We start from the raw sequence: 18,749 nt of genomic DNA, 5'->3' as shown, positions 1-18,749 counted from the left end.
TGGTGGGTGACAGGCGTGACTCCCCGGCCCCCTCGCGGTTTCCAGGCGTTGCTGGGGGAGGCGAAGTGGCAGGCGTTGCTCGACCGCGGCTCGACCCGCGTGCACCCACCGGGCGCGTTGCTGCTGCGCCAAGGCGACCCGGGTGCCACTGTGCTGGCGCTGGTGTCCGGCCGGGTGAAGGTGCTCGGGACCGAGCCGGACGGCGGCCAGTTGCTGATCACCCTGCGCGGCCCTGGCGCCCTGCTCGGCGAGATCGCCGTCCGGTCGGCCAGCCCGCGCACCGCGACCGTGCGCGCGATCGACCGCTGCACCACCCGGGTGCTGACCGCATCGGCGTTCGACGCGTTCCTGGACGACCACCGCGCGCACGGCGAGTTGGCCGACTACGTCGTGTCGAAGCTGTCCCAAGCGGTGCCCTACCAGGTCCAGTTGGTGCACTTCGCGCCCGAACGCCGCATCGCCCGGCTGTTGCTGGAGATCGTGTCGCTCGCCGACGACGGCAGCCCGCACGTGCCGTTCTCGCAGCGCGAGGTGGCTGACGCGTTGGGCCTGGCGCGCAGCACCGTGGCGCTGCACCTGCAGCGGTTGAAGGAGACGGGCGCGTTGAAACCTGGCCCGCGTCTGGTGGTCGCCGACCTGGGCACGCTGAAGCAACACGCAGGAGTGTGACCTGAGTCATCTTTGATGTGTCCGGCGGCGGACAACTCACCCGCGGTGAAGTCGGAACCCTCCAAGTCGCGAGTCGAGCGACGAGGAGGGGACCGTGGAGCAGGACCGGGCGGAGCTGCCGCCGTACCGCGCGCTGCTGGTGGTGGACGTCAAGGACTTCAGCGGCCTGAAGAGCAGGCACCACGCAGAGCTGACCGACGCGATCCCGGGCATCCTGCGCGGCGCGTTCGAGCGGTGCGGAGAGGTGGAGGTGTGGCGGGACCGGCGGTTCGGGGAGTCCACCGGTGACGGCCACGCGGTCGGGTTCCCGTCGGCAGTGCTGCCGTTGCTGCTGAACCCGTTCCTGCGGTCCCTGCAGGACGAGCTGGACTACCGCGCCACGGTCGGCGCGCACCCGGCGGAGCTGCGGATGCGGGCCAGCGTGACCGTCGGACCGATCACCGATCCGAACCGCGACGGGGTCAGCACGGGCAGCGGCCGGGCGCGGATCGAGAACCACCGGCTGCTCGATGCCGAGCCGGTCAAAGAGCTGCTGACCCGCTCGGGACCGACCACGCGGGTTGCCGCCATCGTGTCCGAACGGGCGTACGAGGACGCGGTGCTGTCCGGCTACGCAGCCGACCCGCCGGAGCTGTACGTACCGGTGCCGGTGCGGGTGAAGACGTTCGAGGGCACGGCCTACCTGCGGGTTCCGTCGCCCACGGGCGGCCTGCTGCGCGATGGTTTCCTGCCGCGGCCCGCCGCGACGGAGGAACCGCGGCGACCGGAGCCGGAGGAGCGGCCGGACGCGTGGAACAGCGTGGGCACCGTCCACGGCGACGTGCACCAGAGCCGGGACCACGTCCAGCACGGCGGCACCAACTTCCACCTGCGCGGTCAGCGGTGACCGGCTGGAACACCGCCGGGGACGTCCAAGGCGACGTGCACCAGAGCCGCGACCACATCCACCACGGTGACATCACGACCTACACCATCCGCGGCGAGCACGTCACCAACCACATCTACGAGGTGCGCCGCAGGCGGCGTGAGGCCAGGCTCGTCGCCGACGACCTCGTCCGCTGGCTGGCCGAGCGGTTCGTGCCGCCCGGCCGGTTCCCCGTGCACGCCCTCATCGCACCCGGAACGGTCGTGCTGACCGGCCCGGACGGCGCGGGCTTGCGCACCGCGGCCCTCATGCTGCTCACCCGGAACGGTGAGACCGGCCTCACCGAGCTGCGCGAGCTGACCGACCGGGCCGAGGATGACGAGCCCGCGCTCGACCCGGCCGAGATCGCCGAGGACGAGCGGCTGCTGCTCGACCTGACCGGTACCGACTCGGAGCGGCTGGACCGGATGCGACCCGAACTGGAGGCGTACCGGGCGGCGGTGGCGGCCAAGCGCGCGCGGTTCGTCGTCATCGTGCGGCTGGACCAGCGGCACCTGTTGGCCGACTCGCTCACCGCGCTGGTCGCGTCGGTCGACCCGCCGTCGGGCGACCGCGTGCTCAAGGCGCACCTGCGGGTCGGTGAGTTCGAGGTGCCTGCCGACGTCCGGGAGCACCTGGCCACCGCCTCCCCGCGCGAGGTGGCCGAACTCGCGCGGTTGGCGCTGGAGGCGAGGGACGCCGACCCCGGCGGCACGGTGGAGGAGTGGCTCCGGGCCGCGACGTCCGCGCAGGTCCGCCGGGACGCGGAAGCTGCGGAGCTGTTCCAGAAGCACCAGGACGGCGGGACGCGGGCGTTGATAGTGGTCGCGGCGTTCTTGTCCGGAGCGCCGCTGGAAGCGCTGGTCCAGGCCGAGGCCGCGTTCCGCAAGCAGGTGGAGCTGCCCGAAGAGGACTTCCACGCGCTCGACGGCGCCTACCTCGCCGAGCGCATGACGCGAATCGGCCTGCGAACCGGGGGCGCGCGCACGGTCTCGTTCACGTCGCTCGGGCTCGACCGCGCGGTGCGCACCCACTTCTGGACCTACTTCCCCGACCTCCGCGACCGGGTGCCGGACTGGGTGGGGTCCGCCGTCGTGCTGCGCGACGTGGACGACCGGACCGCGACCGACCTCGCGGCGCGGTTGGCCGAGCAGGTCCTGGCCACCGGGCGGCTGGAGCACCTCACCGGTCTGGCCCAGCGCTGGGGTTCGGGTGCGCGGCCGGACCTCGCGCTGCGGCTGCTGACCGCCGGGCTGGAGGACGTGCGGTGGTCCTGGGCCTTCCGCAAACACGTCTACGACCGGTCGCGGGCCACCGACCTGGCGCCGGAGTACGCCCAAGTGCTGATCACCGCCTGTGCGGTGGCGATCGCGCCCAACTGGCCGACGCAGGCCCTGGTGCGCCTGCACAACCTCACTCGACACCGCGACGACGAGGTGCGCGGTGAGGCGCGGCAGGCGTTGCTGGACCTGGTGCACCGCCGGAAGTTCCAGCGCCGCCTGTTGCAGCGGTTCGTCGAGCGCGGCCTGCGGCCCGAGGACCACGCGATCCTCTTCGACCTCGACGTGCCACCGCACCTGCTCCAAGGGCACTTCACCCGCCGGAACCTGGCTACCGCCTGGGGGCAGGTGCTGGCGTCGGGCGCCGAGGCCGTGCCGCCACCCGTGCTGCGCCACTGGCTGGACCGGGACGTCGGGCTGCTGGTGACGGCCTGTGGTGGACGGCCGCGCCTGCTCAACGACCTGTACCTCGCCGCGCGGGCGTCGGGCGACGCCGCCCTGCTGCGACCGCTGATCGACTCGGAGCTGGGCCTGAACCGGCTCGCCGGGGTGACGAACGTGGAGGACCACCGATGACCGATGACACGACCGAAGCCGCGGTGGCAGTCGCCGCGTCGCTGGTGCTGCCGATCACCGTCGGCGTCGCAGCCGGCTGGCCGACGTGGGTGATCGCCCTGGTCGCGGTGGTGCTGTCGGCTGTCTCGGTGGTGGCGGTGGGACAGCGCAGGCAGCGGCGCGAGCAGCGGGAGCTGCGGGCGGCGGAGCTGCGCCACCAAGCGCGGCACGCCGTGCCGCCCGAGCCCGAGCCGGTCCGTGCCCTGGACCGGCCACTGACGGCGGTGAGCCTGCCGAGCGCGCTGTCCGACTACAGGTTCACGTTCGCCTGCACGGTGCACTGGCAGTCCCACCCGAACGCCGTCGACCACGCGGAGCCCGCAGCCGTGGCGACGGATGCCGTGGTGCAGCGCGCCCTGCGGTTCACCGCCGGCCGTCGCCCGGAGGACGAAGGCGCCGCACACGCCTTGGCCGCTGTTCTGGGGCAGCGGGAGAACGACCCGAGTCGGCGGGTCGTGGCCTGGGCGACCGACGTCCGCCTGGAGCTCGAACCGGACGACCGCGATCGACTGCGGCGGGTGGCGGACATGCGCAAGCAGCAGCAGGTGTGGGAGCAGGAGGTCGCCGCCGAGCGGGCCGTCCGCGCCTACCTCGGGCAGGACGTGCTGGCCACCACCGGCAGCACGGTGGTGTGGTGGCTGGCCCGCAACACCGGGCAGGTGCGCGAGGCCGTGGACCTGATCAGCACGTTCGCCCGGCTCTCGGCCGCCGCCGGCGACCGTGAGGTGGACGAGCTGTTCCGGCGGAGCCCGGTCGACGGCCCGCCTGCGGCGTCGTTCACCGTCAACGGGCACGGGATCGTCACCGAGGACGTGCCCGCACCTCACGACGATGTGCTGCTCGACCCCGACGACCACCCGGTGTTCGGCCACCAGCTCGCAGCGTTGCTGGAGCAGCACGAGGCTCCGGACCGCGCCCAGCGAGCACGTGAGCGCTATGGGGTGTCCGAGTGGAACTCCGATGACGAACCGCCCGAGTCGGCGCGGGGTGATGTCTGAGCGGTCGGCGACGTCGCGCCTGTCCGGAGTGGTCAACAGCCGGATCCACCGGTACTGGACCAAGCTGGGCAGACGTGGGCCGCGCGTGTTCGCCCACACGCGCTCTGCTACGGTTCCGCCACGGGTTTTCCCGCTCCACGGCCAGGTCAGCCGAGTTCCGCGCTCGGGGCGTGTCCTCGTGCAGACCGCGTGGAGAGCCGGCCTCGGTCGCACGCTTTCGGGAACGTGCGTGCCGAGGCCGGCTTCACCCGTACCGGGCGAAGTCGAACTCCTGACCCGTCACCGAGCGCCCCAGGTCCGCGCCCAGCTGGGTGAGCAGGTCCACCAGCTCCAGCCCCGCCAGCCAGTCCCGCGGCAGCGCCGCCGTGCCGTGCATCGCGCCCAGGACGTTCCCGGTCAGCGCCGCCGTCGCGTCGCTGCCGCCGGAGTGGTTGGCCGCCGCCCGCAGCGCGTCCACGAACTGCGCCCGCTTCGGGTACACCAGCACCGTGTGCACGGCGATCGCCAGCGCCTCCGGCCCGGTCCAGCCGCTGCCCAGCCGGTCCACCCGCACCGAGTCGAACCCGAGCGCCCGGTGCTCGTCGGCGAACACCACCGCCCGGTTCAACGTGTTCGCGGTGTACGGGTCGTCCCGCAGCACCCGTCCGATGACCTGGTCCACGGCCTCCCGGATCGGCCTGCCGCGCACCGCCAGCAGGTGGATGAGCAGCGAGAACGCCCCACCGGACACCCACCCGCCGGTGCCGCCGTGGGTCAGCGCGGCGAACCGGCACCCCAGGTCGTAGGCGATCTCGGCGCTCGGCGCGAACCCGGCCGGCGCGGTGCGCGTCACGCCGTTGCAGCCGGACGACTCGTTGTGCGGCTCCTCCGGCGTCGGCGGCACGTCGGCGGCCAGCGCGCGCAGGCACGTCAACCCCGGCGACCGGCTGGAGTACAGCCGCTCGTCGCCGATCAGCCCGGCCGACCCCGGCTCGGGCGCGGCCACCTGCTGGGTGACGAGCCACCGCCGGTAGCTCTGCCAGACCACCTCGATGGGGTCCCACTCGCCGGTCGTCCGCCCCCGCACCCACGCCCGCAGGTAGCCGTCCGCGGTGAACAGCGTCAGCTGCGTGTCGTCGGTGACCAGCGCCGGGCGCGGCGGCTCCAGCACGCCCTCGGGGCCGTGGTCCCGCTGGATGTCGGCCCACCCCAGGTACTGGATGGGCGCGCCGAGGGCGTCGCCCAGCGCGCCGCCCAACAGGCAGGCGGCGCCACGGTCGACCACGTCCATCGGCTCGCGCGGCACTCGCCCTCCTGCACTCGCTCCGGGAGGAGAACCCTAGCCGTCGGCCGGCCGTCCGGTCATGGGAGCACGACTAGTTGAGCAAGCAACATCTACTCACAGGTATCCAACGGGCGTCCGGACGTACCTGATCCAGTGACCAGCCGTGGGGGTGCGCGAGCGGGGGAGGGGCATGGCTGACCGGAGCAAGAGCGGGTTGGAGTTCGGCGTCCTCGGACCGTTGCAGGTGCTGGCGGACGGCCGACAACTCGTCATCGGCCGCAAGGGGATGCGCGGCCTGCTCGCGATGCTGGTGCTGCAGGCCAACCGGGTCGTCCCGATCGACGAGATCGTGGACAGCCTGTGGACCGACGAGCCGCCCGCCACGGCCAGGACCATCGTGCACGGCTACGTGTCGCGGCTGCGCCGGATGCTGGAGGAGGCCGACCCGGCGGGCTCGGCGCGCATCCTCACCACCCCGCCGGGCTACCAGCTGTCCGTCGACCCGTGGCGGCTCGACTTCCACCGGGCCAGGCAGCTCGTGTCGAGCGCCAGGGGCAAGCCCGCCCCGATCCGCGCCCAGCTGCTGCGCGAGTCGCTCGGCCTGTGGCGGGGCCAGGTGCTGTCGGACGTGCCGGGCGACCCGGTCACCACCGACCTGGAGGAGCTGCGGCTGGCGGCGCTGGAGGAGCGCATCGAGGCCGAGCTGGAACTGGGCAGGCACCTGGAACTGGTCGGCGAACTGCGCCAGCTGGTCAACGAGTTCCCGTACCGCGAACGGCTCGTCGCGCACATGATGCGCGCGCTGTACCGGTCGGGCCAGCGCGCCGACGCGCTGGAGGCCTACCAGCGCTTCCACCGCCGCGTCGTGGACGAGCTCGGCATCGACCCCGGCCCCGGCCTGCGCGTGCTGCACGAGCAGGTGCTGCGCGACGACCCGGGGCTCAGCTCACCGGGTCTCGCCGAACCAGCCCTCGTGCCGCCGCGCCCCGGCGTCGTCGTGCCCGCGCAGCTCCCCGCCGCCGCGAGCGGCTTCATCGGCCGCGACGAGGAACTGGCCTGGCTGGACCGCCTGTGCGACTCCCGCGACCTGGCCACCACCACCATCGCCGTGGTCAACGGGGCGCCCGGCATCGGCAAGAGCGAGCTGGCCGTCACCTGGGGCCACCGCCGCGCCGAGCAGTTCCCCGACGGCCTGCTGTTCGCGCCCCTCAACGGCTTCGCGCCGGGCCGGGCGCCCCAGGAGCCGACCGAGGTCCTGGCCAGGTTCCTGCTCGCGCTCGGCGTGCCACCCGACGGCCTGCCCCGCGACCTGGACGACCGCGTCGGCCTCTACCGCTCCGTCCTGGCCAAGCGCCGCGTCCTCGTCGTCCTGGACGACGCGTGGGACCCCGAGCACGTCCGGCTGCTGCTGCCGCCCGGGGCGGGCTCGGTGGCCCTGGTGACCAGCCGCCGTCGCCTGGAATCACTGGTCGTCAGCAACGGCGCGAGGATGTTGACCCTCGACACCCTGTCCGACGAGGAAGCCGTGCGGCTGGTGGACGAAGTGGTGGGGAAGCCGCTCTCCGACCAGGAGCCGTCCGCCGTCCGGATGCTGGCGGAGCTGTGCGGCAACCTGCCCCTGGCCCTGCGCATCGCCGCCGCCAAGCTCGTCTTCAGTCCCGAGTGGACGGTCGAGGCCCTGGTGTCCCAGCTCTCCGACGACGCCGCCCGCCTCCGCACGTTGGACCTCGCGGACACCGGCGTCGGCGTCGAACGCGCCCTCGCCGTGTCCTACCGCAACCTCCCACCGGAACTGGCCGAGACCTTCCGCGCCACCGGCCTGGTGCCGGGCCGCTGGGTGAGCCCGCACGCCATCGCCGCCGTCTGCGACATCGACCTGACCACCGCCGCCGCCCGCCTGGCCGACCTCGCCGACGCGCACCTCGTCACCGAGCAGTGGCGGGGCGGCTTCGTCCTGCACGACCTGGTCCGCCTGTACGCGCGTGGCGTCGTCGAACACCACGAACGCGGCCTGCGCCGGCTGATGGGCCACTACCTGTGCGCCTGCGACCACGCCCGCCGCCTGATCCGCCCGGTGTCCGACGGCCTCGACTTCACCGGCGGCCACACCGCGCCCAGGCCCGCCACATCCGACCAGGCGCTGTCCTGGTTCGACAAGGAGTGGTCCAACATCATCGCCCTGGTGCACGCGGGCGCCGAGGCGAGCCTGCACCGGCAGGTCTGGCAACTCGTGCGACTCGTGCACACCTACTGCGTCACCAGGCACGTTCGGCGGGAATGGCGCGGCATCGCCGAATTCGGCCTGGCATCAGCCCGGGTGATCGGCGACAGACGCGGCGAAATGCTCGTGCTGCACGCCATGCACGACATCAACAACCGGGCCGGCGTCCTGCGCGGAACACTGGAACAAGCACAAGTCGCGCACCGCATCGCAATGGACCTGGCCGAACCCCGCTACCTCGTGATGACCCTCGACCAACTGGCACTGGCACTGGTCGCCGAAGGACGCGTGGAAGAAGCCCTGCAACACCACCGCGAAGCCGTCGACCTGGCCCGCCGCGACGGCGACGCCCTCGGCGAAGCCACCGTGCTCAACAACCTCGCCCAGGTCGAACAACGCCTGGGCCAGCCCGAATCGGCCGCCCGGCACCAGTTCCAGGCAATGGAGATCTACCACCGCAGCGGCGACGAACGCGCGTACGCCGTCGCCATGAACAACCTGGCCGAGCTCTACTCCGAACTGGGCCTCCTCCCCGAAGCCGAAGAACACGCGAGGCAGGGCGTCGAACTGACCCGGGGCGGCTCGATGCAGTTCGAAGAGGCGTTCGGCCGCCAAGTGCTCGGATCGGTCCTGGCCAAACGCGGAGAACGAGTCGCCGCACAAGCGGAGCTCGCGGAATCGCTTCGGTTGTTCGAACGCCTCGGCTCACCCCGCGCGATGTTGGTCCGAACGGCTCTTGAAGCCGTGACCACCGGGGTTTAGCCGCTGTTTAGCTCGAACGCACGAAGTCGTGGGAACTTGGAGGCGCGCTGATCAAGCGAGTCGCGGTCAGCGCCGGGTGGCTCTTGGTAGGGGGAACCAGGGGGGAAAGCCACCCAACCCGCTGGGCCGGCGTTCGGGGGAGAGCACCGGCCCAGCGGCCTGTCCACCCAACTCTCGCCACCCAGCCACCCATCCGCAACGCCCCGCAGAGGCTTGATTTGACATGGGTTCGGGTGCCATAGGCTGGTCGAAGCCGGCAGGCCTGGCGGGACGCTCTTCCCCGCCGGGCCTGCCGGCTTTGGCCTGCATAGGGTGCCCGTAAGGGCCCCATGTCAAATCAAGCCGGACCCTCCCCGACCCCTGACCTCGAACCCGAACGTAGAACTCACCGATCCCCAACGTAGGACTCTCGCACTCCCAACGTAGGACTCTCGCGCCCTGAACGTAGGACTCTCACGTCCCGAACGTAGGACACGCGGTACGCGAACGTTCGACTCGCCCGACGTGAGCGTTCGACACGCGGGGCGTGAGGGTTCGACTCGCGCCGGGTCAGTCGCAGACGGGGAGGAGTTCGGGGCGCTTGGGGACGACCCCGTCACCCATGGACTCACCGCGCAGCTGCCGCCCGATCCACGGCACCACGTGCTCCCGCGCCCACTTCAAGTCCTGCCGCCGCTGCGTCATCCAGTGCTCGCCCACCAACGGCGGCCAGGGCGCGTTCCACTCCTCCTCCGTCTCGAACCCCAACACCTGAGCCGCCCGCAGCGCCACCCGCCGGTGCCCCTCCGGCGACAGGTGCAACCGGTCCTCGCTCCACGCCCGCCGGTCGTGCAGCACCGACATCGACCACAGGTCGACCACCTTGCAGTGGTACCGGTCCGCGACCGACCACAGGTGGCTGTTGTAGATCGCGATCTTCCCGCGCAACGACCGCAGCAGCGGCGTGTGCTTCGGGTCGAACCCGGTGAAGATCAGCACCTCCGCGCCGGCCGCCCGCAGGTCGGCCACCGCGATCTCGTACACCTCGGCCAACGCGTCCGCGTCGCTGCCGGGCACCAGGATGTCGTTGCCGCCGCCGCACAGCGTGACCAGCCCCGGCCGCAGCGCCACCGCCAGCGGCACCTGCTCGTCCACGATCTCCTGGAGCATCCTGCCCCGCACCGCCAGGTTGGCGTACCGGAAGCCCTGCTGCCGGGCCGAGATCATCCCCGCCAGCCGGTCGGCCCACCCCACGTAGGTGCCGTCGGGCGCCGGGTCGTCCATGCCCTCGGTGAAGCTGTCCCCCACCGCGACGAAGCTGTCCAATCCCTGCATCGTCCCCTCCGCTCCGCGCGACACCCCCATGACCGCGCAGACCAGAATGCAACGCCACGTCCGTCCGACGCCACCACGGGTTGGCAACGCTGTTACCAAGGTGTCACTCGCCGGTGTGAACGGATGTCGGCAATGGGGTGGTTCACCGCATTTACCCCGACCGAGTGAGTCGCACATCACCCCCAACGCCGTACTCCGTCCGCAGCCGCACCTCGGCCCCCGGCGACGCGCCGAGCGCGTCCAGCCCGAGCAGCGCCGCCCCGACGACCGGTGGCACGTCCACCACCCGCACCCGCGCCGCCGGTGCGGACTCCCGAAGCCTCGTCGCGACCGCGTCGACCACCACCCCGCCCGTCCCGGTGAGCACGCCGCCCCCGAGCACCACGTCGACCGGCTCCGCCAGCAGCCCCAGCCGGGTCAGCGACACCCGCGCCAGCAGCTCGACCTCCTCCACCAGCCGGTCCACCACCGACCGCGCCACCGCGTCACCACCCGCCGCCACCTCGAACAGCAGCGGGCACAGCACGTGCGGGTCGAACTCGACCTCCTCGAAGTGCAGCCGCTGCACCGCCTCGGCGACCGTCGCCGTGCCGTAGTGCGCGACCACCGCGTCCAGCAACGCCGTCGGCTCGCCGCGCCCGTCCTCGGCCCGCGCCGCCAGCCACAACGCCTCCGACCCGATGTGCGCGCCGCCGCCCCAGTCACCCGAGATCCGCCCCAGCGCCGGGAACCGGTGCGTCCGCCCGTCCGGCGCGACCGCCACGCAGTTGATCCCCGCGCCGCACACCACGGCGACCCCGACGCCGTCCGCAGTCCCCGCCCTGAGCAGGGCGAACGTGTCGTTCCCCACCACCGTCGTCGCCGACCACCCCCGCGCCTCGAACGCCGCGCGCAGGTCGTCCTCCTCCTTGGGCAGGTCCGCGCCGGCCAGGTACGCCGCCGTGTGCGCGGCGACCTGGCCACCCCCCACCCCCGCCAGCTCGGCGACCTCCCGCACCAGCTCGCCGAACACCTCCAGGCTCCGCTCCAACCCCACGTTCTGCGGTGACGCGCCGGGCCCGCGCACGTGGGCGAGCACCCGCCCGTCCACGTCCACCAGCGCCATCGCCGTCTTGCTGTTCCCGCCGTCGACGGCGAGCACCCGCTCCGTCACGCCATCCCCTTCGCCCACGGCAGGAAGTCGGCGTTGCGCGCGACCAGCTCGTCGGCCAGCCGCTCGGCCACCGCGTGCTGCCCGATCAACGGGTGCGCGAGCAGCGCGTCCGCCACCCGGTCGCGCCCGCCCCGCACCGCCGCCTCCAGCGCCAGCAGCTCGTAACCGGTCACGTGCGCGATCAACCCCGCCGCCGACGGCGGCACCGGCGGCACGGGCAGCGGCACGGCGCCACCGCCGTCCACCACCGAGGGCACCTCGATCACGGCGTCGTCCGGCAGGAACGGCAGCGTCCCGCCGTTGCGCACGTTCACCACGTGCTGCTCCGCGCCACCGCCGCCGGTCAGCGCGTGCACCAGCTGCACCGCCGCCTCCGAGTAGTAGGCGCCCCCGCGCTGCGACAGCTGCTCGGGCTTGGTCACCACCCCGACGTCGCCGTACACGTCCAGCAGCTCCTTTTCCACCCTGGCCACCACCTCGGCCCTGGGCGGTTCGGTCTTCTGCTTCCGCACGACCTCGTCGTGCTCGTAGAAGTACTTCAGGTAGTAGGACGGCACCATCCCCAGCCGCCGCACGAACGACCCGGGCAGCCCGACGTGCTCGCCGAGCGCGTCGCCGTGCCGGTCCAGCAGCTCGGGCAACCGGTCGACGCCGTCCACGAACACGCCGGTCTCCCAGCTCAGGTGGTTGAGCCCGACGTGCTCCAGCCGCACCGACTCCGGCTCGACGCCCAGCAGCGCCGACGTCCACCGCTGGAACGTGATCGCCACGTTGCACAGCCCCACCGCGCGGTGACCGGCCTGCAGCAGCGCCCGCGTCACGATCCCGACCGGGTTGGTGAAGTTGACGATCCAGGTGTCCTCGCCGGCCACCGCGCGCACCCGTTCGGCGATGTCCAGCACCACCGGCACGGTCCGCAGCGCCTTGGCCAGGCCGCCCGCGCCGGTCGTCTCCTGCCCGACGCAGTCGCACACCAGCGGGAACGTCTCGTCCGACGCCCGTGCCGTCTGGCCACCCACCCTGAGCTGCAACAACACGGCCGACGCGCCCTCGGCGCCCTCCTCCAGGTCCGAGGTGGTCGTCACCCTCGCGGGGTGCCCGGCGTGCTCCAGCAACCGCCGGGAGAACGCCCCCACCACCTCCAGCCGCGAGGCGTCCGGATCGACCAGCGCGATCTCGTCGACCACGAGGCTCGTCCGCCGGCCCGCGATCCCGTCGACCAGTTCCGGCGTGTACGTCGACCCGCCGCCGACAACGGTGAGCTTCACCCCTTGACCCCCGTGAAAGTGATGCCCCGGACGAACGAGCGCTGCGCGAGCACGAACAGCACCACCGCCGGGATCATGATCAGCAACGTGACGGCCATCGCCAGGTTCCACTGCACGTGGTGCATGCCCCTGAACGAGGACAGCGCCAACGACAGCGTCCACCGGTCCGGCCTCTCGCTCGTGTAGAGCAGTGGTCCGAAGTAGTCGTTCCACGTGTACAGGAAGCAGAACAGCGCGGTCGCCGCGATCCCCGGCCGCGCCATCGGCACGACGACCCGCACCAGCGCCTGGAACTCGGTGCAACCGTCCACCCGCGCCGCGTCCACGTAGGACTGCGGGATCGTCAGGATGAACTGCCGCAGCAGGAAGACGCTGAACGCGTCGAACAGGAAGTACGGCACGATGAGCGGCCACAGCGTCCCGGTCAGCCCGAGGCTCGACCACGTGTCGTACAGCGGCACGGCGACGACCTGCGGCGGCAGCATCATCGCGGCCACCACCAGCAGGAAGACCACGTTGCGCCCGCGCCACCGCAACTTCGCCAGCGCGTAGGCCGCCGGCACCGACGACAGCAGCATCCCGGCCGTCGCCAGCAGCGAGTACAACAGGCTGTTGCCCAGGTACCCCAGCAGCGGCGCCTTGTCGAACACCTCCAGGAAGTTCCCCCAGTGCCACTCGCGCGGCCACAGGTCCTTCGTGAACGCCTGGTCGTCCGACATCACCGCGGTCAGGAAGACGAACAGGACCGGCAGCGCGAACATCAGCCCCAGCGCCAACCCGAGGCTGTGCACCGCCACCCACTCCAGCGCCTTGCGCCACCGGACACCCGCCACCACCGAGCCCGCCGAGCCCGCCACACCCGCCGATCCCGTCGAGCCCGCCGTGCCCGCCGTGCCCGCCGTCATGACTCCTCCTGGTGCGACGCCCTGCGCATCCGCTGCACCAGCACCGCCGTGGCCGCGAACGAGATCACGAACAGCACGGTCGCCATCGCCGCCGCGTACCCCATGTCGAAGTACCGGAAGCCCTGCGTGTACAGCCACATCGGGAACGTCAGCGTCGAGTTCTCCGGGAAGCCGAGCACCTTCGTCGACCCGGTCACGTCGGCCGACCCGCTGGCCGCCGACCCGGCCACCACCGCCTGGGTGAACAGCTGCAGCGCCAGGACGATCGAGTTGACCACCCCGAACAGCAGCACCGGCGAGATGGTCGGCAGCGTGATGTGCCACCACCGCCGCACCACGCCCGCGCCGTCCAGCTCCGCGGCCTCGTGCTGCTCCCGCGGCACGTCCAGGATCGCCGCCAGCACGATGATCATCAGGTCGCCGGACACCCACAGCACGACCGCCGCGATGCCCGGCTTGGCCCACGCCGGGTCGGCGAACCACAGCGGCCCCTCGATCCCGAACCACCCGAGGAACGCGTCCAGCGGCCCGCCGTTGGGCCGCATGACCAGGAAGAACACCAGCGTGGCCGCCACCGGTGGCGCCAGCGACGGCAGGTAGCACAGCGTCCGGACCAGCCCGACGCCCGTCTTCAGCCGGGCGATCACCGACGCGACGCCGAGCGCGAAGACGACCCGCGCGACCGTCAGCACCACGACGAACCACAGCGTGTTGTGCACGGCGGTCCGGAACAGCTTGTCGGAGAACATGTAGGCGTAGTTCTCCCAGCCGACCCACTCCGGCGGGTTGATCAGGTCGTACCTGGTGAAGGAGAACCCGATCGTGGCGACCAGCGGGTAGCCGAAGAACAGCAGGAAACCCACCAGCGCGGGCGCCATCAGCGCCAGCACGGTCAAGCGGTGGCGCGCGCGGGAACGGGACCGCCCCTTGGCCGGGGCGGTCCGCGTCGCGCCCACGCGGTCCAGCGTGGCCGTCATCCCTACTTGCCGCTCTTCGCGATCCGGTCGTCGATGTCCCGGTCGACCTCGCGCAGGCCCTCCATCAGGTCGGGCACCTTGCCCGCCTGCCAGGACGTGGCGAAGTCGCCGACCGCCTTGATGTGCGCGTCACCGATCGGCGTGACCGGGTTGCCCTGCAGCTTGCCCGAACCGGCCAGGTCGATGAACGTCCTGAAGTTCTCGTCCACCTCCAGCCGCGGGTCGGCCAGCGCGGCCTTCGTGCTCGGGATGTTCTTGATGCCGTTGGCCAGGTCCACGATGGTGTCGGTGTCGAACGACAGGTGCTTGACCAGCTCCCACGCCGCGCCGGGGTTCTTCGCGCCCTTCGGCACGCCCATGATCGTCCCGGCGGTGAAGCCGGTGCCGTACAGCTCGGGCTTGACCACCGGGAACGGCGCGGTGCCGAACCGCACGTCCGGAGCCTGGTCCTCGAGGAACGCCGTCCGGTACTCGCCGTCGATCATCATGGCGATCTTCTTCCGGTGGAACGCGTGGTCGGACGAGTACTCCTGGCCGAGCCCGGCGCGGAACCGCTCCAGGTTGTCGTAGCCGTAGAAGTCGACCAGCTCCTTCTGGAACTCCAGCATCGCGGCCCACTCCGGCGCCGCCAGGCCCGACTTGCCGTCCGGGGTCTCCCACTTCGCGCCGAAGTTCGGCGCCCAGATCGGCGGGCGGTTGGCGTAGAACAGCATGGTCGGCACGAAGCCCGCGACCTCGATCGAGCCGTCCGCCGCCTTCTTCGTGGTGCGCTTGGCGAAGTCCAGCAGCTCGGCCGTCGTCCTCGGCGGCTCGGTGATGCCCGCCTCGGCCAGCATGTCCTTGTTGTAGTACAGCCCGTAGACGTCGCTGAGCAGGGGCATCGCGCAGCGGTCGCCCTCGTGCTCGGTGTACGAGCGCACGGCGTCCGGGATCTGGCCGAGGTCGACGCCGTCCCGCTCGATGTAGGGCTCGAGGTCCTGGAACGAGCCGCTGGTGCAGAACTGGCCGAGGTTGTCCGTGGTGAACGACATGGCCACGTCCGGCGGGTTGCCGCCGCGGATGCCCGCGGTGATCTTGTCGTCGTCCTGGCTGCCCTCGTGCCTGATCTCGGCGTTGGGGAACTTCTCCTTGAAGCTCTCCAGCGCCTTGGTCACCTCGGCCTGCTCGCGGCCGGAGTAGTTGCTCCAGACGGTCAGGGAGAACGCGTCCTCCCGGCCGGGGGCCGCCGCCGGCCCGGACTGCCCGGTGTTCCCGCCGGAGCCCGCCGCGCAAGCGGTCAGGGACACCGCCGCGGCCACGCACAGCAACGCTGCGCGGTGGAGCTTGCGCATGTGCTCTCCTTCATCTCGACGTGCTCGGTGCGGTCGCGTCCTGCTGGTTCGGACCGCGGAAGGGCTCGGTCGTGGCGGCGGGCAGACCGAACACCTGTTCCCTGACGACCGACAGCGCGGAGTGCAGCGCGCCGGAGCGCACCGGTTTCCCGGTCACCAGGGCGAGTTGGACGGGGGTGCGGGGCACCACCAGGCGGCGCAGCTCGGCCGCGACGAGGTCGGCGAGCGCCGTGCCGCCCGCCTGCGCGATCCCGCCGGAGAGCAGCACCAGTTCGGGGTCGAGCACGGCGACCACGTTCGCCACGCCGGTGGCGATCCGGCGGGCCAGGTCGACCAGGAACTCCCGGCCGGCCGGGCCCTCGCCCAGCGCCTTCGCCACGGCGGCCTGGCCGGTGCGGGCGGAGACGCCGTGCGCGCGGGCCAGGCGGGCGATGGCGGGGCTGTCCAGCAGCTCGCCGTAGCGGCTGCCGGTGCGCGCGGTGCCCGTGTCGGCGTGCGCGTGGTCGGGGACCTGCATGGCGTCGATCTCGCCCGCGCCCCCGGTCGCGCCCCTGATGAGCACGCCGTTGACCACGACGGCCGCGCCGACCGCGTCGGCGGGCCAGAGCAGCACGAAGTCCCGCACCCCGACGGCCCGGCCGGCGATCATCTCCTCCAGCGCGACCAGGTTGACGTCGTTCTCGACGGTGACGGGGGTGTCGAGGAGCGCGGCCAGCTCGCGGGGGATGTCCAGGTCGGCCCAGCCCGGCATGTGCGGCGCGTAGTTCAGCCCGCCGGTCGCCGGGTCCACCGCGCCGGGGCTGCCGACGACGACGTGGTGCAGCGCGTCGGTGGTCAGGCCCGCCTGCGTGACGGCCTTGGTGAACGCGCCGCGGAACGCCTCCAGCACGTCGGTCCGCGGCATCGGGGCGCGGTGCTCGGTGAGCGTGGCGCCGGAGATGTCGGCGATGGCGATGTCGACCGAGTCGGGGGTGAGGTCGACGGCGGCGACGTGGGCCAGCGCGCCGTTGACCGTCCAGAGCTGGGCCCGCGGTCCGCGCCCGCCGCCGCGCAGGCCGTTGCGCAGGACCGTGCCCTCTTCTTCCAGTCGGGTCAGGAGCTGCGCGGTCGCCGGCTTGGACAGGCCGATGATCCCCTCCAGCTCCGCCCTGGTCAGCGGACCGCTGCGGAGCAGCGCCTCGATGGCCGCGCGGTCGTTGATCTCGCGCAGCAGCCTCGGGCTCCCGGCTCGCATCGGCACTCCTGTCTGTTAACTTTCCAGACGATTTCGGGATGACGGTAGTGACGGGCCTCACGGCGGTCAATGGGGCGACACGGGTCCGTTACCTGGGTTAGGCAGGCCTAAGGCACCCTGGAGGCATGACCGACACGCGTCAGGAGTCGCTGGCCTCGTTGCTGGGCGGGCGGGGTGGCGCCCTGGACGCCTCGCTGCCGCCGCTGGCGTTCGTGGTGGGGTGGCTGCTGGGCGGGAACTCGGTGATGGCCGGCGCGCTGGCGGCCGTGGCGTGCGGCGTGGTCGTCGGTGTCGTCCGGCTGGTGCGGGGCAGCCGGCCGCGCGCCCTGCTGGTGTCGGTGTCGCTCGTGGTCGTGGCCGCGTACGTCGCGGTGCAGACCGGCCGGGCCGAGGACTTCTTCCTCGTGCAGATCTTCCTGAACGCCGCTTCGACCCTGGTGTGGGCCGCGTCCATCGTGGTCCGCTGGCCGCTGCTCGGCGTCGTCGTGGGGCTGGTCACCGGCCAGAAGTTCCGCTGGCGCCGCGACCCGGACCTGCTGCGCGCCTACCGCTACGCCTCGTGGCCGTGGGTGGGCCAGTACCTGCTGCGCGTCCTCGTCTTCGGCGCCCTCTGGCTGGCGGGCGAGGTCGTCCTGCTGGGCATCATGCGCGTCGCCCTGACCTGGCCGCTCCAGGTCGCCTGCATCGCCGTGAGCTGGTACGTCCTCCGCCGCACCCTCCCCGCCACCCACCCGGGCCTCCGCCACCCCCGCTCGTGATCTCCGCGCGAGTCGAACCTCCACGTCCCGCGTGTCGAACACTCAGGACCCCCGAGTTCAACACTCAGGTCACCGGCAAACTGCCCTGAATGTTGAACTCGGGGGTCCTGGAGGTTCGACTCGCGGGACGCGAGTGTTCGACTCGCGCGGGTTAGTGGGGGCGGGGGGTGGTGGGGCCGTGGAGGGTGACGGCGGCCAGCCAGGCGGCGCCGGCGGCGCCCTCGGTGGCGACGGTGACGGGGGCGGTGGTGCGGGCGGCCAGCTCCCGCCGCAACCGGGCGCCCAGGGGGTGGGCGTGCACGAGGCTGCCCATCAGCACGACGGGGGTGTCGTCACCGGCGGGCCTGGCCGACTCGGCCAGGTCGGCCAGGACGCGCACGGCGGACGTGATCACGCGGTCGGCGGACGGCGCGGTGTGGTGTGACGTCACGAGGGGCGCGTAGGTCGCGAGGGCGATCGGCGGCGCGTCGTTGGCGGCGGTGATCAACCGGCGCCAGCGGTCGCGCGGCGGCCCGTCCGGCACGCCCGCCCGGGCCAGCACGGCGATCGACAGGTCGTCCAGGGAGCCCCGCTCCACCGCCTCCCGCTCCAACGCGACGAGCGTCGCCCGCACGGCCTCCCGCCCCAGCCAGAACGCCGAACCCTCGTCACCGAGCAGCCAGCCGTACCCGCCCACCGTCGACACCAGCCCGTGGTCCGCGATCCGCGCCGCGATCGACCCCGTCCCCGCCACCAGCACGGTGCCGTCCGGCGCCGCCGAGCCGGACGCGAACGCCGCCTCGCAGTCCGTCACCACCCGCATCGGGCAGCGCAGCCCCGCGCCGCGCCACGCCTGCTCGAACAACGCCGCCACCGCCGGGTCGGTCAGCTTGCTCGACCCGGCCATGCCGAGCACCCCGGCCTCGACCTTCGCCGCGTCCAACCCGTCCAGCGCCGCCGTCAACGCCTGCCGGACGTGCCCGGCGGCCAGCTCCGGCGGGTGCGAGTTCGGGTTGGCGCCACCCGCGACCCCGGTGCCCAGCCGGGTGCCGTCCAGGTCGAGCACCAACGCCCGGGTGCTCGTGCCGCCCGCGTCCAGACCCACCACGAAACCCAT

15 protein-coding genes are annotated in these 18,749 nt (G+C 72.4%); 6 read left to right on the top strand and 9 right to left on the bottom strand.

Annotated elements, in window-relative coordinates; all coding sequences use genetic code 11:
* Positions 1–15: 15 nt before the first annotated feature.
* The 4 genes from AB0F89_RS05115 to AB0F89_RS05100 all read left to right on the top strand — a co-directional run bounded on the left by AB0F89_RS05115 (position 16) and on the right by AB0F89_RS05100 (position 4,466).
* On the top strand, positions 16–669 hold the full coding sequence (locus AB0F89_RS05115) for a Crp/Fnr family transcriptional regulator (RefSeq protein WP_367133054.1): 654 nt from the start codon (positions 16–18) through the stop codon (positions 667–669).
* Positions 670–763: 94 nt separating this feature from the next.
* Positions 764–1,555 (top strand): hypothetical protein, encoded by a 792-nt coding sequence (locus AB0F89_RS05110; RefSeq protein WP_367133052.1) that lies wholly within the window; start codon positions 764–766, stop codon positions 1,553–1,555.
* Complete coding sequence (locus tag AB0F89_RS05105) at positions 1,552–3,429, top strand: hypothetical protein (RefSeq protein ID WP_367133050.1); 1,878 nt, start codon at positions 1,552–1,554, stop codon at positions 3,427–3,429. The genes AB0F89_RS05110 and AB0F89_RS05105 overlap by 4 nt, the downstream gene beginning before the upstream one ends.
* Entirely contained in the window at positions 3,426–4,466 is a 1,041-nt protein-coding gene (locus tag AB0F89_RS05100; RefSeq protein WP_367133048.1) for a hypothetical protein, read from the top strand. Before AB0F89_RS05105 ends, AB0F89_RS05100 begins: the two co-directional genes overlap by 4 nt.
* Before the next feature lie 244 nt (positions 4,467–4,710).
* Here AB0F89_RS05100 and AB0F89_RS05095 read toward each other — a convergent pair whose 3' ends face one another.
* Entirely contained in the window at positions 4,711–5,751 is a 1,041-nt protein-coding gene (locus AB0F89_RS05095; RefSeq protein WP_367133046.1) for an ADP-ribosylglycohydrolase family protein, read from the bottom strand.
* 169 nt (positions 5,752–5,920) lie between these two features.
* Here AB0F89_RS05095 and AB0F89_RS05090 point away from each other — a divergent pair, with 169 nt between their 5' ends.
* Positions 5,921–8,713, top strand: a complete 2,793-nt coding sequence (locus AB0F89_RS05090) for a BTAD domain-containing putative transcriptional regulator (RefSeq protein ID WP_367133044.1) — start codon at positions 5,921–5,923, stop codon at positions 8,711–8,713.
* Positions 8,714–9,262: 549 nt separating this feature from the next.
* On the opposite strand, the gene AB0F89_RS05085 is transcribed toward AB0F89_RS05090, so the two are convergent.
* From AB0F89_RS05085 to AB0F89_RS05055, 7 genes are all read right to left on the bottom strand, one after another.
* Positions 9,263–10,027 (bottom strand): SGNH/GDSL hydrolase family protein, encoded by a 765-nt coding sequence (locus AB0F89_RS05085; RefSeq protein WP_367133042.1) that lies wholly within the window; start codon positions 10,025–10,027, stop codon positions 9,263–9,265.
* A 151-nt stretch (positions 10,028–10,178) separates the two neighbouring features.
* A complete protein-coding gene (locus tag AB0F89_RS05080; protein ID WP_367133040.1) occupies positions 10,179–11,180 on the bottom strand; it encodes an N-acetylglucosamine kinase in 1,002 nt (333 codons plus the stop codon).
* Positions 11,177–12,448: a 6-phospho-beta-glucosidase gene (locus tag AB0F89_RS05075; protein ID WP_367133038.1), complete on the bottom strand. Its 1,272-nt coding sequence runs from the start codon at positions 12,446–12,448 to the stop codon at positions 11,177–11,179. Before AB0F89_RS05075 ends, AB0F89_RS05080 begins: the two co-directional genes overlap by 4 nt.
* Positions 12,445–13,353 (bottom strand): carbohydrate ABC transporter permease, encoded by a 909-nt coding sequence (locus tag AB0F89_RS05070; protein ID WP_367133036.1) that lies wholly within the window; start codon positions 13,351–13,353, stop codon positions 12,445–12,447. The genes AB0F89_RS05075 and AB0F89_RS05070 overlap by 4 nt, the downstream gene beginning before the upstream one ends.
* Positions 13,350–14,330, bottom strand: a complete 981-nt coding sequence (locus tag AB0F89_RS05065; RefSeq protein WP_367133034.1) for a carbohydrate ABC transporter permease — start codon at positions 14,328–14,330, stop codon at positions 13,350–13,352. Before AB0F89_RS05065 ends, AB0F89_RS05070 begins: the two co-directional genes overlap by 4 nt.
* 2 nt (positions 14,331–14,332) lie before the next feature.
* The gene (locus AB0F89_RS05060; RefSeq protein WP_367133032.1) at positions 14,333–15,661 is read right to left on the bottom strand and encodes an extracellular solute-binding protein; all 1,329 of its coding nucleotides are present in this window, start codon (positions 15,659–15,661) and stop codon (positions 14,333–14,335) included.
* Positions 15,662–15,671: 10 nt separating this feature from the next.
* Positions 15,672–16,895: an ROK family protein gene (locus AB0F89_RS05055; protein ID WP_367133030.1), complete on the bottom strand. Its 1,224-nt coding sequence runs from the start codon at positions 16,893–16,895 to the stop codon at positions 15,672–15,674.
* Positions 16,896–17,020: 125 nt separating this feature from the next.
* Here AB0F89_RS05055 and AB0F89_RS05050 point away from each other — a divergent pair, with 125 nt between their 5' ends.
* The gene (locus AB0F89_RS05050; protein WP_367133028.1) at positions 17,021–17,653 is read left to right on the top strand and encodes a DUF3159 domain-containing protein; all 633 of its coding nucleotides are present in this window, start codon (positions 17,021–17,023) and stop codon (positions 17,651–17,653) included.
* 151 nt (positions 17,654–17,804) lie between these two features.
* Here AB0F89_RS05050 and AB0F89_RS05045 read toward each other — a convergent pair whose 3' ends face one another.
* The gene (locus AB0F89_RS05045) at positions 17,805–18,749 is read right to left on the bottom strand and encodes an N-acetylglucosamine kinase (protein ID WP_367133026.1); all 945 of its coding nucleotides are present in this window, start codon (positions 18,747–18,749) and stop codon (positions 17,805–17,807) included.

Origin of the sequence: Saccharothrix sp. HUAS TT1 (assembly GCF_040744945.1) — a bacterium.
Classification (GTDB): domain Bacteria; phylum Actinomycetota; class Actinomycetes; order Mycobacteriales; family Pseudonocardiaceae; genus Actinosynnema.
Note: the sequence above shows the minus strand (reverse complement) of the source record. Positions and strands in the feature narration are given on the sequence as shown.